This is a genomic window from Streptomyces diacarni, assembly GCF_003323715.1.
GTDB lineage: Bacteria > Actinomycetota > Actinomycetes > Streptomycetales > Streptomycetaceae > Streptomyces > Streptomyces diacarni.
Genome location: NZ_QOIN01000071.1, coordinates 133,511 through 145,643 on the forward strand (window position 1 = coordinate 133,511; position 12,133 = coordinate 145,643).

A 12,133-nucleotide genomic window follows, 5' to 3' on the forward strand; every position below is an offset into this window, starting at 1 on the left:
ACCGCGGCCTCAGCGAGAACACACAGGGAGCAACCGGAATGGGTTCGGTTCGCGTAGCCATCGCCGGCGTGGGCAACTGCGCCGCATCGCTGGTGCAGGGCGTCGAGTACTACAAGGACGCCGACCCGGACAGCAAGGTCCCGGGTCTGATGCACGTCCAGTTCGGCGACTACCACGTGCGCGACATCGAGTTCGTCGCCGCCTTCGACGTCGACGGCAAGAAGGTCGGGCTCGACCTCGCCGAGGCGATCGGCGCCAGCGAGAACAACACGATCAAGATCTGCGACGTGCCGCCGGCCGGCGTGCCCGTGCAGCGCGGTCACACCTACGACGGCCTGGGCAAGTACTACCGCGAGACCATCGAGGAGTCCGACGCCGAGCCCGTCGACGTCGTCAAGGCGCTCAAGGACGCGCAGGCCGACGTCCTGGTCTGCTACCTGCCCGTCGGCTCGCAGTCCGCCGTCGAGTTCTACGCGCAGTGCGCCCTCGACGCGGGCGTCGCCTTCGTCAACGCGCTGCCCGTCTTCATCGCCGGCACCAAGGAGTGGGCGGACAAGTTCACCGCCGCCGGTGTGCCGATCGTCGGTGACGACATCAAGTCCCAGGTCGGCGCCACCATCACGCACCGCGTGATGGCCAAGCTGTTCGAGGACCGCGGCGTCATCCTGGACCGCACGATGCAGCTGAACGTCGGCGGCAACATGGACTTCAAGAACATGCTGGAGCGGGAGCGGCTGGAGTCGAAGAAGATCTCCAAGACGCAGGCCGTCACCTCCCAGATCCCCGACCGCGACCTGGGCGCCGACAACGTGCACATCGGCCCCTCCGACTTCGTGGCCTGGCTGGACGACCGCAAGTGGGCCTACGTCCGCCTGGAGGGCCGCGCCTTCGGCGACGTGCCGCTGAACCTGGAGTACAAGCTCGAGGTGTGGGACTCCCCCAACTCGGCGGGTGTCATCATCGACGCGCTGCGCGCCGCGAAGATCGCCAAGGACCGCGGTATCGGCGGCCCGATCCTCTCGGCGTCCTCGTACTTCATGAAGTCGCCGCCGGTCCAGTACTTCGACGACCAGGCCCGCCAGAACGTGCAGGACTTCATCGAGGGCAGGTCCGAGCGCTGACGCTCGCCGCTGCGGCCTGACCGAACGCGGGTGAGGGGCTGCCCCTGGCTGTCCGTCGCCGCCTGCACCGCCGTCGTGGCTCGTCGCGCCGTTCCCCGCGCCCCTCCGGGGGCGCGGGGAACGGCGCGGGTGAGCACAACGCACCCGCAGTCTGCGACGAGACGCACAGGGGCAGTCCCTTTCCAGCAGGGGCAGCCTTGAGACGACCGCGTCAGCGGTCCATCGTGCGGTCGACCGTTGTGGTGGTGTGGCGGAGGATCGCCGTCAGTTCCTCGCCGACGTGCGGCTCGGGGGCGTCGGCGGGCACGAAGAGGATGGAGACCTGCATGTGCGGGGGCTCCGCGAACCAGCGCTGCTTGCCCGCCCACACGAACGGGGACAGGTTGCGGTTCACGGTCGCCAGCCCCGCGCGGGCCACGCCCTTGGCGCGTGAGGTCATGCCGTGCAGCGCCTTGGGGGACTCCAGGCCCACCCCGTGCGAGGTGCCGCCGGCGACGACGACCAGCCAGCCGTCCCCCGGCGCCTTGGCCTGCCGGTAGCCGAACCTGTCGGTCTTGGTCACCTGCGTGACGTCCAGGATCGCGCCCCGGTACTCCGTGGCGTCGTGGTCGCCCAGCCACAGCCGGGTGCCGATCCGGGCGCGGAAGCGGGTCTGCGGGAACTGCTGCTGGAGGAGGGCGAACTCCTGCGGCTTGAGGTGGCTGACGAACATCGTCTCCAGCGGCAGGCGGGCGGCCCGCAGCCGGTCCATCCAGCCGATGACCTCCTCCACCGCGTCCGAGCCGTCGGCCCGGTCCAGCGGCAGGTGGATGGCGAAGCCCTCCAGGCGCACCTCGTCGATCGCGGCGTGCAGCCGGGGCAGGTCCTGCTCGGTGACGCCGTGCCGCTTCATGCTGCTCATCACCTCGATGACGACCCGCGCCCCGCGCATGAGGCCCACGCCCTCCACCGAGGAGACCGAGCGGATGGCGCGGTCGGGCAGCGGTACCGGCTCCTCGTTCTTGCGGAACGGGGTGAGCACCAGCAGGTCCCCGCCGAACAGGTCCTTCGTGCGGGCCGCCTCGTAGGTCGTGCCGACGGCCAGGATGTCGGCGCCGAACTTGGTGGCCTCGTCGGCCAGCCGTTCGTGGCCGAAGCCGTAGCCGTTGCCCTTGCAGACCGGAACGATCCCCGGGAACTGCTGGATCATCGACTGCTGGTGCGCCCGCCAGCGATCGGTGTCGACGTAGAGGGAGAGCGCCATGGCCGGTAGGGAACCTTTCTCGATCGGGTCGTCGGTCGGGCCCGTCGTCGACGGGGCGGGGCGGCGGGGCCGTCAGCGTCGCGACATGTACATGTCCAGCGCCTTGTGCAGCAGCTTGTTGAGCGGGAAGTCCCACTCGCCGAGGTACTCCGCCGCCTGCCCACCCGTGCCGACCTTGAACTGGATCAGGCCGAACAGGTGGTCGTCCTCGTCGAGGGAGTCGCTGATGCCGCGCAGGTCGTAGACGCTCGCCCCCAGCGCGTAGGCGTCCTGGAGCATCCGCCACTGCATCGCGTTCGACGGCCGCACCTCACGCTTGTGGTTGGCCGAGGCACCGTAGCTGTACCACACGTGACCACCGACGACGAGCATCGTGGCCGCCGAGATCCGCTCGCCCTCGTGCTCGGCGAAGTACAGCCGCATCCGGTGCGGGTCCTCCGCGTTCAGCGCGTTCCACATGCGCTGGAAGTACGCCTTGGGACGGGGCCGGAACCTGTCGCGCTCCGCGGTGATCTCGTACAGGCGCTGCCACTCGTCCAGGTCGTACGGGTTGGCCATGTTGCCCTGGACCACCTGCACACCGGCCTTGTCGGCCTTCTTGATGTTGCGGCGCCACAGCTGGTTGAAGCTCTTGTGGACGTCCTCCAGCGAACGGCCCTGAAGCGGCACCTGAAAGACGTAACGCGGCTGGACGTCGCCGAACCCCGCGCCGCCGTCCTCGCCCTGCTGCCAGCCCATCCTGCGCAGCTTGTCGGACACCTCGAAGGCGCGCGGCTCGATGTGCGTCGCCTCGATGTCGCGCAGCCGCTTGACGTCCTGGTCCTGGATGCCCTTCTTGATCGCGGCCGCGTCCCAGCGCCGGATCACCACCGGCGGGCCCATCTTCACCGAGAACGCGCCCTGCCCCTTGAGATGGTCCAGCATGGGGCGCAGCCACTCGTCCAGGTTGGGCGCGTACCAGTTGATGACCGGGCCCTCTGGCAGGTACGCCAGATAGCGCTTGACCTTCGGCAGCTGGCGGTAGAGCACCAGGCCCGCGCCCACCATCTGCCCCGTACGCTCGTCGAACCAGCCCAGGTTCTCCGCCCGCCACTCGTTCTTCACGTCCGCCCACGCGGGCACCTGACAGTGGCTTGCCGACGCCAGGCTCTGGACATACGCCAGATGCTGCTCTCGGCTGATGGTCCTCAGGGTCAGGCTCATGGCGCGACGCTCCTCCGGCGAACTGAGTGATGCTCGCCGGGAAGCCTACTGTGCGCCCGGGCGCCCCGTTCGGCCCAGGGCCGCGCCGGACCGGGCGTCTCGCGCCGCCGACGGTGCCCCGCTCGCGCCCCGGCGCCCACCCGCGAGGGCGCGGGAATCCCCGCCCCGGCGCGGGGGCCCCGCGCCCCCGGCGCCGGAACCCCACGTCACGGTGCGGCTACGCCAGGAAACCGCCGTGCATCATGTTGATGTAGAAGCCGACCGCCGCGGCCCCCAGCCCGATGATGGTGACGAACCGTTCACCCGTCGTCGCCGAGATGTACTGGCCCCACGCCCCGGTCAGCACGCCGACGATCCCCACCCAGGTGCCCGGCACGTGCAGCCCGGGCCACCAGGCGCAGACCACCGCGACGACGCCCAGCACCAGGGTGGCGGTCGCCAGGGAGTTCTCCTTCGGGTGACGTCTGCCGTCGGAGTTCAGGTAGGAGAGCGGATGGGTCCACCGGACTGCCTGTGCCATACGGCACCTCCTAAGGCGAGCTCCTGCTCCTGCGGCGCGCGGCGCGGACTGTAACGCCGCTCACACCTGTGGTGTCCAGATTGCTCCGGGTTGCCCCCGGATTTCAACCGGAAGGGCGCGGGAAGGTACGCTGGCCCGTCTGTGCCGCTTCCGGAATCCCTTTCCGGCGGGTGGCACGGCACAACGCATCACGACCCTCCTGCCACGGAACGACCGTGGCCGCTGAGTCCAGAGGAGGTGGGTTCCACATGCGTCACTACGAGGTGATGGTGATCCTCGACCCCGACCTGGAGGAGCGCGCTGTCGCCCCCCAGATCGAGAGCTTCCTTTCCGTCGTCCGCGAGGGCAACGGCAAGGTCGAGAAGGTCGACACCTGGGGCCGTCGTCGTCTCTCCTACGAGATCAACAAGAAGCCCGAGGGCATCTACTCGGTCATCGACCTCCAGGCCGAGCCTGCTGTGGTCAAGGAGCTCGACCGGCAGATGAACCTGAACGAGTCCGTCCTGCGGACCAAGGTCCTGCGCCCGTCGACCCACTGAGGCCGACCCCCGAGTAACCGAGCAGCACCTCCACCACGCGGCAGCACCACCGCCGCGTGCCCAGCACCACAGCAGCCAGCAGCACGCCGAGAGGTTCCCCCATGGCAGGCGAGACCGTCATCACGGTCGTCGGCAATCTCGTCGACGACCCCGAGCTGCGCTTCACCCCCTCAGGTGCGGCGGTCGCGAAGTTCCGCGTCGCGTCCACCCCCCGCACCTTCGACCGCCAGACGAATGAGTGGAAGGACGGCGAGAGCCTCTTTCTGACCTGCTCGGTCTGGCGGCAGGCGGCGGAGAACGTCGCCGAGTCCCTCACCAAGGGCACCCGCGTCGTCGTGCAGGGCCGCCTCAGGCAGCGCTCGTACGAGGACCGGGAGGGCATCAAGCGCACGGTCTACGAGCTGGACGTCGACGAGGTCGGCGCCAGCCTCCGCAACGCCACGGCCAAGGTCACCAAGACCAGCGGCCGCGGCGGTCAGGGCGGCGGCTTCGGCGGCGGTGGCGGCGGCGGTCAGGGCGGCGGCTGGGGCGGTGCCTCCGGCGGACCGGGCGGTCCGCAGGGCGGCGGCGCCCCCGCGGGCGACCCGTGGGCCACGAGCGCCCCGGCCGGCGGCGGCCAGGGCGGTGGCGGCGGCTGGGGCGGCGGCCCCGGCGGCAACGGTGGCGGCTACTCGGACGAGCCACCCTTCTGAGCGAACTCATAGGAGTAGACAATGGCGAAGCCGCCTGCTCGCAAGCCGAAGAAGAAGGTTTGCGTGTTCTGCAAGGAGAAGATCTCCTACGTCGACTACAAGGACACGAACCTGCTGCGGAAGTTCATCTCCGACCGCGGCAAGATCCGTGCCCGCCGGGTCACCGGCAACTGCACCCAGCACCAGCGTGACGTCGCCACGGCCGTGAAGAACAGCCGTGAGATGGCGCTGCTGCCCTACACCTCGACCGCGCGCTAAGGAAAGGGTGACCCCAGCATGAAGATCATCCTGACCAACGAGGTCTCCGGCCTCGGTGCCGCAGGCGACGTCGTCGAGGTGCGCGACGGATACGCCCGCAACTTCCTCGTCCCCCGCGGTTACGCCCTCCGCTGGACCAAGGGCGGCGAGAAGGACGTCGAGCAGATCCGCCGTGCCCGCAAGATCCGCGAGATCGCGACGATCGAGCAGGCCAACGAGATCAAGGGCCAGTTGGAGGGCCTGCGCGTCGCCCTGCAGGTGCGCGCCGGCGACCAGGGCCGCCTGTTCGGTTCCGTGACCCCGGCCGACATCGCCGACGCGATCCGGACGTCGGGCGGGCCCGACGTCGACAAGCGCCGCATCGAGGTGGGCTCGCCCATCAAGTCGCTCGGCGCCCACCAGGTGTCCATCCGGCTGCACGCCGACGTGGCCGCCACGGTGAACGTGGACGTCGCCGCGTCCTGAGAGCCCAGCTCATCGAGAGCCCAGCTCTTCGCGAAAGGGCCGCACCCCCCGGGGTGCGGCCCTTTCGTCCGTCGTGCTCCGCGCTCCGGCGGTTCAGGCCGTGCGGACGGCGCCTGTGACCAGCCAGCGGCCCGAGCGGGCGCGCAGGGCGAGGGTGACCAGGCGGGTGCCCATCATCAGCCCCGCGACGGTCCACCACAGCGCGGTCAGGCCACCGCCGAGGGTGGGGACGAGGAGCGCGATGGGGGCGAAGACGGCGAGGGTCACCAGCATCGCGCCGGCGAGGTAGGGGCCGTCGCCCGCCCCCATGAGGACGCCGTCGAGGACGAAGACGACGCCGGCGACGGGCTGGGTGACGGCGACGACGAGGAGGACCGGCGTCAGCTGGTCGATGACGGAGCCGTCGGTCGTGAACAGCGGCATGAACAGGGGCCGCACGAGGGCGACCAGCGCGCCGAGCACCACGCCGGAGACGGCGCCCCACAGGATCATGCGGCGGCAGGCGGCCCGGGCACCCTCGGCGTCGGAGGCCCCGAGGTAGCGCCCGATGATGGCCTGTCCCGCGATGGCGATGGCGTCCAGCGCGAAGGCCAGCAGCGACCACAGGGTGAGGGTGATCTGGTGGGCGGCGATGTCGGCGTCGCCCAGCCGGGCCGCGACGGCGGTCGCGATCATCAGGACGGCCCGCAGCGAGAGCGTACGGATCAGCAGGGGGACACCGGCGCGGCCGCTGGCGCGGATGCCGGCGAGGTCGGGGCGGAGGGAGGCGCCGTGCCGCCGGGCGCCGCGTACGACCACGGTGAGGTAGACGAGGGCCATGCCCCACTGGGCGATCACGGTGCCCCAGGCGGAGCCCGCGATGCCGAGCCCGGCGCCGTAGACCAGCAGCGCGTTGAGGGCGGCGTTGGCGCCGAAGCCGCCGACGGCGACGTACAGCGGGGTCCTGGTGTCCTGGAGGCCGCGCAGCACGCCCGTCGCGGCGAGGACGATGAGCATGGCGGGGATGCCGAGGGCGCTGATGCGCAGGTAGGTGGTGCCGTAGGGGGCGGCGGTGGCCGAGGCGCCGAAGGCGTCGATGAGCCAGGGGGCTGTGGGCACGACGGCGGCGATCACCAGCGCGCCGAGCAGCAGGGCGAGCCAGATGCCGTCCATGCCCTGGCGCAGCGCGGCGGGGAGGTCGTCTGCGCCCAGGCGGCGGGCGACGGCCGCGGTGGTGGCGTAGGCGAGGAAGACGAAGATGTTGACGCCGGTCTGCAGCAGCGCCGCCGCGACGCCGAGGCCGGCGAGTTGCGGGGTGCCGAGGTGGCCGACGATGGCGCTGTCGACCATGACGAAGAGGGGCTCCGCGACGAGCGCGCCGAAGGCGGGGAGGGCGAGCGCGATGATCTCACGGTCGTGGCGTCGCACGTCGGTGCGCGTGGTCGGGGAAGCGGGGCTCATGGGTTCGATCCAAACATCCACAGGTAATGAGCACAAGGGGCAACTGACGCTTACCGGGTGGTGTACAGGACAGGCTTGTGCACCCTCCGTGACGCTCCCGTGTGCGCAGGGCCGAAGTTTTTTCCCCGCACAGTCGGTGGACGGCAAAACCGCAGGTCATGCGGGGCTTTTGGAGGGATCGTACGAGTAATCCACAGCGCTGTCCCCCGACTCGTGCACAGCTTTCGGGGACTTCTCCACAGCTTGGCCCCGACTGTCCACACCACCCTGTGGATAAGGTGATTGGCTGAACCGCGCGGGCCGCCTACGGTGTACCAGCGCGCGCCCGCCGTTCCCCGTTTCTTCACCGGCCGACCGACGTGCCGTAACCCGGGATGAGGCGCCTCGACTGCCAGCCTTTGTCAGTGCTGTGCCGTAAGACTGTGCCGTACGACGGAGCCGTGGGAGGAGGCGAGGCGGGTGACGCAGCAACCCGAGCAGGTGGAGGACCCCTGGGCCGCCGACCTCGCGGTCCAGGAGGGCTTCCCCGTCGTCCGGTCGGGCGGCCGAGGCGGCGATGGGTACGGCTACGCGGGCGGTAACGGCTCCCGCGGCTCCCGCCGCGGGGACGACCGGTCCGGCGGCGGCCTGCCCGAGCAGCACGAGCGCGGCCCCGAGGGCCCACCCGGCGGCTTCGAGCGGGTACCTCCGCAGGATCTGGAGGCGGAGAAGTCCGTCCTCGGCGGCATGCTGCTGTCCAAGGACGCCATCGCCGATGTCGTCGAGACCCTCAAGGGCCAGGACTTCTACCGGCCCGCGCACGAGACGGTCTACCAGGCCGTCCTCGACCTCTACGCCAAGGGCGAGCCCGCCGACCCCATCACCGTCACCGCCGAGCTGACCCGCCGCGGCGAGATCGGCCGCGTCGGCGGCCCCGGCTACGTCCAGTCGCTCGTCCAGGCGGTGCCCACCGCGGCCAACGCGCTCTACTACGCGGAGATCGTCCGCGAACGCGCGGTGCTGCGCCGCCTCGTGGAGGCCGGCACGCGCATCACCCAGATGGGTTACGCGGCCGACGGCGACGTCGACGACATCGTCAACGGCGCCCAGGCCGAGATCTACGCCGTCACCGAGCAGCGCACCTCTGAGGACTACCTCCCCCTCGCCGACATCATGGAGGGCGCTCTCGACGAGATCGAGGCCATCGGCTCCCGCAGCGGCCAGATGACCGGTGTGCCCACCGGCTTCACCGACCTGGACTCCCTCACCAACGGCCTCCACCCGGGCCAGATGATCGTCATCGCGGCCCGCCCCGCCATGGGCAAGTCCACCCTCGCCCTGGATTTCGCCCGCGCCTGTTCCATCAAGCACGCCATGCCCAGCGTGATCTTCTCCCTGGAGATGGGGCGCAACGAGATCGCGATGCGGCTGCTGTCCGCGGAGGCGCGGGTGGCGCTGCACCACATGCGGTCCGGGTCGATGACGGACGAGGACTGGACGCGGCTGGCCCGGCAGATGCCCGGCGTCACCGACGCGCCGCTCTACATCGACGACTCGCCGAACCTGTCGATGATGGAGATCCGCGCCAAGTGCCGCCGGCTCAAGCAGCGCAACGACCTCCAGCTGATCGTCATCGACTACCTCCAGCTGATGCAGACGGGCGGCTCCCGCCGCCCCGAATCCCGCCAGCAGGAGGTCTCGGAGATGTCCCGGAACCTCAAGCTGCTGGCCAAGGAGCTGGAGGTGCCGGTCATCGCCCTCTCCCAGCTCAACCGAGGCCCCGAGCAGCGCACGGACAAGAAACCGATGGTCTCCGATCTGCGCGAGTCGGGCTCCATCGAACAGGATGCCGACATGGTCATCCTCCTCCACCGCGAGGACGCCTACGAGAAGGAGTCCCCCCGCGCCGGCGAGGCGGACCTGATCGTCGCCAAGCACCGCAACGGCCCGACGGCGACGATCACCGTCGCCTTCCAGGGCCACTACTCCCGCTTCGTGGACATGGCCCAGACCTGATCGGGGACGCGGTGCAGGATCTGTCGCGATCACGCACCACGCCCCTACCGAGGCTGCTGACGGCCTTATGCAACCGGCGCCTTCGGGACGACGCGCACTCCGCGTCCCAGGCCGAGCACACTTACTCCGCTTCGGCCTCCTGGAAGCCCACCACCGCCGCGCCGTGCTCGTGGGCCCACTCGGTCAGCACGGCGATCGGCTCCACCAGCGTTCGGCCCAGGTCTGTCAGTACGTACTCGACCTTGCCGGCCTCGGCATGGCGGTCGACCAGGCCGTATCCCTGCAACCGCCGCAGCGTCTGGGTCAGCACTTTCCGCGAGATGCCGCCGATCAGGCCGACCAGCTCGCCGTGTCTGCACGGTGCCCGGCTCAACGCGAACAGCACGACCACCGCCCACTTGTCGGCGATGATCTCGATCGCCAGCCGAGCCGGGCAGTCGGCGAGGAAGACGCTGCCGGGGTACTCACGCATGCCGCGACGGTAGCCCGCTGCCGGGAACCCGGAGGTACCCACCGCCTCACTAGCGTCTAGGCGGGAAGCTACCGAGCAGGGGGAACGCATGGGGGCAGAGACCGGCCGGCCGGGCGAGCGGAAGGTCGTCGTACTGGTCACCGTCGCGTTGGAGCTGTGGTCACCAGGGCACTGGCCCGCCTACGCGCCGATGGCCGCGGCGTGGCCGCTGTCCGGCATCGACGACACGCACAGCACCTCCTGGGCGGACTACGGTGTCACCACCGGCATCTGGCGGCTGCTCGACATCGTCGGTGACCTGCCCGCCACCGTCGGCGTCAGTGGGCTGGTGGCTGAGCGGCATCCCGAGACCGTCGCGGCCGTGCACGAGGCGGGTCACGAGATCGCCGCGCACTCCTGGGCCCAGGACGTGGTGCCCGCGCTGCTCGACGTGGATGCCGAGCGGACCAATATCGCTCGCTGCACCGAAACCCTTCGCCAGCTCACCGGCGTTCGCCCGAGGGGGTGGATGAGCCCGCGTGCCACCGGTTCGCGGCATACCGACGGCCTGCTCGCCGAGGCCGGCTACCGCTGGACCGGCGACCACGGTGACCACCACCTCCCGCAGGTCCTGCCCACTGCTCACGGTCCGCTGGTGTCCCTCATGCACAGCGACCACTCCGACGTCCGCGACGCTGCGGCCGGCCCGTACGCCTACCGCGACCTGCACCGTGAGCTGCTGGACCAGCTGCGCGCCGCTCCCGGCCCGGGCGTCTTCCGCCTGACCCTCCACGCCCACGTCGGAGGCCGACCGCTCCTCTCGGGCATGGTCGGCCAGATCCTCGACCACATCCGTGAGTCGGCGACGTCTGGGTTGCCACCCACGCCCAGCTGGCCGAACACGTGCTGACACGCACCGCTGACACGCACCGCTGACACGCACCGTTGACACACCAGGGAAGTACGCCATGACCCACGTCCTCGTCGTCGGCGGCACCGGTGCCATGGGCAGCCGCGTGGTCCGGCACCTGCTTGCCACCACCGACGCCACCCTCACCGTCCCCACCCGCCGCCCGGAGTCCGCCCACGCCACCGCACTCGCCGCGATCGCACCCGGCCGCGTGCGACTGGTCCGCTCCGACTCGGCGGCCCCGGAGGTCCTGATCGGGCGGGCCGACCGCGTGTTCGCCAACACCGACTTCTTCGCGACGGGCAGCGTCGTGGGTGAGTACCGTCAAGGGCTGCACTGGCTGGCGGCCGCGGAGCGGGCCGGCGTGGAGCGTTTCATCTGGTCCTCGCTGGACAGCGCGGTGTCCCTGACCGGCCGCCCCGTCCCGCACTTCGACAGCAAAGCCGCCGTCGCCGCCCACATCCGTCTGATGCGGTCACAGGAAATGCTCCGCAAGGAGACCGACGGCTGGTACACGGACCACGTCTCGGTACTGACCACCGCGCCGTACTTCGAGAACCTGCGGGACCGACTCACGCCCCGACCGGACGGCCAAGGCGGCCTGACCTTCCACCTCCCCCTCGGCACCGCCCCCTATCCGCTCGTCGCCCTGGACGACATCGCCTGGTTCGCCGGCCACATGTTCGACAACTGGCAGTCCTGGGGCGCCCGCGACCTCGCGGTGATCGGCGACAGCCTCACCGGCGACGAGATCGCCGCCACCTTCGCGCGGGTCACGGGCACCCCCAGCACCTACCTGCCGATGCCGCACGACGACCTGCACGCCGCCGTCCCCGACTTCAGCCACGACTACGCAGCGATGTTCCAGTTCTTCGCCGACCGTGATCTCTACGCCCGAGACCGGGACATCGACCTCCTGCGCCGCCTGCACCCCGACTTGATGACCTTCGAGAACTGGCTGCACCGCACCGGATGGAAGGGATGACCACCCACCGTGTCACGTGGCGAACGCGGGCACGCACGACGGGACCCGCCGCTCCGGGCCGCTCCAGACCGTTCGGTGCGGCCTAGGGGGTGTCTTCAATGGATCTTGGGTAGTGGATCATGGTCGGGTGATACGTCGCCATGAGCTGTCCGATGCCGAGTGGGAGTTCGTCCGACCGCTGCTGCCCGCTTCGCTGCGGGGCCGGAAACGGTTGGACGACCGAAGGGTGCTCAACGGAATTGTGTGGAAGTTCCGCACCGGCACCGCGTGGCGGGACGTGCCCGAGCGGTATGGGCCGTGGCAAACGCTGC

At 70.3% G+C, this 12,133-nt stretch carries 14 protein-coding genes; 9 read left to right on the forward strand and 5 right to left on the reverse strand.

All coding sequences use genetic code 11. The features are described 5' to 3' along the window. Positions 1 to 38 precede the first annotated feature (38 nt). A complete protein-coding gene (locus DTL70_RS32355) occupies positions 39 to 1,121 on the forward strand; it encodes an inositol-3-phosphate synthase (RefSeq protein WP_114025585.1) in 1,083 nt (360 codons plus the stop codon). 211 nt (positions 1,122 to 1,332) lie between these two features. On the opposite strand, the gene DTL70_RS32360 is transcribed toward DTL70_RS32355, so the two are convergent. From DTL70_RS32360 to DTL70_RS32370, 3 genes are all read right to left on the reverse strand, one after another. Further along, positions 1,333 to 2,364: an alanine racemase gene (locus tag DTL70_RS32360; protein WP_114025586.1), complete on the reverse strand. Its 1,032-nt coding sequence runs from the start codon at positions 2,362 to 2,364 to the stop codon at positions 1,333 to 1,335. A 72-nt stretch (positions 2,365 to 2,436) separates the two neighbouring features. Then, positions 2,437 to 3,567: a lipid II:glycine glycyltransferase FemX gene (locus tag DTL70_RS32365; RefSeq protein WP_114025587.1), complete on the reverse strand. Its 1,131-nt coding sequence runs from the start codon at positions 3,565 to 3,567 to the stop codon at positions 2,437 to 2,439. A gap of 217 nt (positions 3,568 to 3,784) precedes the next feature. Next, a complete protein-coding gene (locus DTL70_RS32370) occupies positions 3,785 to 4,087 on the reverse strand; it encodes a hypothetical protein (RefSeq protein ID WP_114025588.1) in 303 nt (100 codons plus the stop codon). Positions 4,088 to 4,335: 248 nt separating this feature from the next. Here DTL70_RS32370 and rpsF point away from each other — a divergent pair, with 248 nt between their 5' ends. The 4 genes from rpsF to rplI all read left to right on the forward strand — a co-directional run bounded on the left by rpsF (position 4,336) and on the right by rplI (position 6,041). Beyond that, on the forward strand, positions 4,336 to 4,626 hold the full coding sequence (gene rpsF / locus DTL70_RS32375; RefSeq protein ID WP_027739433.1) for a 30S ribosomal protein S6: 291 nt from the start codon (positions 4,336 to 4,338) through the stop codon (positions 4,624 to 4,626). 101 nt (positions 4,627 to 4,727) lie between these two features. Further along, positions 4,728 to 5,318 (forward strand): single-stranded DNA-binding protein, encoded by a 591-nt coding sequence (locus DTL70_RS32380; RefSeq protein WP_114025589.1) that lies wholly within the window; start codon positions 4,728 to 4,730, stop codon positions 5,316 to 5,318. A gap of 21 nt (positions 5,319 to 5,339) precedes the next feature. Continuing rightward, complete coding sequence (gene rpsR / locus DTL70_RS32385) at positions 5,340 to 5,576, forward strand: 30S ribosomal protein S18 (RefSeq protein WP_003978893.1); 237 nt, start codon at positions 5,340 to 5,342, stop codon at positions 5,574 to 5,576. Positions 5,577 to 5,594: 18 nt separating this feature from the next. Beyond that, positions 5,595 to 6,041 carry a 50S ribosomal protein L9 gene (rplI, locus tag DTL70_RS32390; protein WP_114025590.1) on the forward strand — a complete coding sequence of 149 codons (447 nt, stop codon included), beginning with the start codon at positions 5,595 to 5,597 and terminating at the stop codon, positions 6,039 to 6,041. Positions 6,042 to 6,134: 93 nt separating this feature from the next. Here rplI and DTL70_RS32395 read toward each other — a convergent pair whose 3' ends face one another. Beyond that, on the reverse strand, positions 6,135 to 7,481 hold the full coding sequence (locus DTL70_RS32395; protein WP_114025591.1) for an MATE family efflux transporter: 1,347 nt from the start codon (positions 7,479 to 7,481) through the stop codon (positions 6,135 to 6,137). Positions 7,482 to 7,940: 459 nt separating this feature from the next. Between DTL70_RS32395 and dnaB the strand changes: the two genes are divergently transcribed. Then, entirely contained in the window at positions 7,941 to 9,476 is a 1,536-nt protein-coding gene (gene dnaB / locus DTL70_RS32400) for a replicative DNA helicase (RefSeq protein WP_114025592.1), read from the forward strand. A gap of 121 nt (positions 9,477 to 9,597) precedes the next feature. Here the strand turns inward: dnaB and DTL70_RS32405 are convergent, their stop codons facing one another. Then, the gene (locus tag DTL70_RS32405) at positions 9,598 to 9,948 is read right to left on the reverse strand and encodes a winged helix-turn-helix transcriptional regulator (protein ID WP_114025604.1); all 351 of its coding nucleotides are present in this window, start codon (positions 9,946 to 9,948) and stop codon (positions 9,598 to 9,600) included. An 88-nt stretch (positions 9,949 to 10,036) separates the two neighbouring features. Between DTL70_RS32405 and DTL70_RS32410 the strand changes: the two genes are divergently transcribed. The 3 genes from DTL70_RS32410 to DTL70_RS33800 all read left to right on the forward strand — a co-directional run. Then, positions 10,037 to 10,837, forward strand: coding sequence for a polysaccharide deacetylase family protein (locus DTL70_RS32410; protein ID WP_245980261.1), 801 nt, complete (start codon positions 10,037 to 10,039; stop codon positions 10,835 to 10,837). Positions 10,838 to 10,895: 58 nt separating this feature from the next. Continuing rightward, on the forward strand, positions 10,896 to 11,822 hold the full coding sequence (locus DTL70_RS32415) for an NmrA family NAD(P)-binding protein (protein WP_114025593.1): 927 nt from the start codon (positions 10,896 to 10,898) through the stop codon (positions 11,820 to 11,822). Positions 11,823 to 11,949: 127 nt separating this feature from the next. Beyond that, positions 11,950 to 12,133: transposase (locus DTL70_RS33800; protein ID WP_181861160.1), on the forward strand; the 184-nt coding region annotated here is incomplete at its 3' end.

What these genes read in the sequence shown, in the direction of transcription:
- DTL70_RS32415 (WP_114025593.1), top strand. Translation starts at nt 10,896, where the DNA reads ATGACCCACGTCCTCGTCGTCGGCGGCACCGGTGCCATGGGCAGCCGC.
- rplI (WP_114025590.1), top strand. Translation starts at nt 5,595, where the DNA reads ATGAAGATCATCCTGACCAACGAGGTCTCCGGCCTCGGTGCCGCAGGC.
- DTL70_RS32365 (WP_114025587.1), bottom strand. Translation starts at nt 3,567, where the DNA reads ATGAGCCTGACCCTGAGGACCATCAGCCGAGAGCAGCATCTGGCGTAT.
- DTL70_RS32405 (WP_114025604.1), bottom strand. Translation starts at nt 9,948, where the DNA reads ATGCGTGAGTACCCCGGCAGCGTCTTCCTCGCCGACTGCCCGGCTCGG.
- DTL70_RS32395 (WP_114025591.1), bottom strand. Translation starts at nt 7,481, where the DNA reads ATGAGCCCCGCTTCCCCGACCACGCGCACCGACGTGCGACGCCACGAC.
- rpsR (WP_003978893.1), top strand. Translation starts at nt 5,340, where the DNA reads ATGGCGAAGCCGCCTGCTCGCAAGCCGAAGAAGAAGGTTTGCGTGTTC.
- DTL70_RS32355 (WP_114025585.1), top strand. Translation starts at nt 39, where the DNA reads ATGGGTTCGGTTCGCGTAGCCATCGCCGGCGTGGGCAACTGCGCCGCA.
- DTL70_RS32360 (WP_114025586.1), bottom strand. Translation starts at nt 2,364, where the DNA reads ATGGCGCTCTCCCTCTACGTCGACACCGATCGCTGGCGGGCGCACCAG.
- rpsF (WP_027739433.1), top strand. Translation starts at nt 4,336, where the DNA reads ATGCGTCACTACGAGGTGATGGTGATCCTCGACCCCGACCTGGAGGAG.
- DTL70_RS32370 (WP_114025588.1), bottom strand. Translation starts at nt 4,087, where the DNA reads ATGGCACAGGCAGTCCGGTGGACCCATCCGCTCTCCTACCTGAACTCC.
- DTL70_RS32380 (WP_114025589.1), top strand. Translation starts at nt 4,728, where the DNA reads ATGGCAGGCGAGACCGTCATCACGGTCGTCGGCAATCTCGTCGACGAC.
- DTL70_RS32410 (WP_245980261.1), top strand. Translation starts at nt 10,037, where the DNA reads ATGGGGGCAGAGACCGGCCGGCCGGGCGAGCGGAAGGTCGTCGTACTG.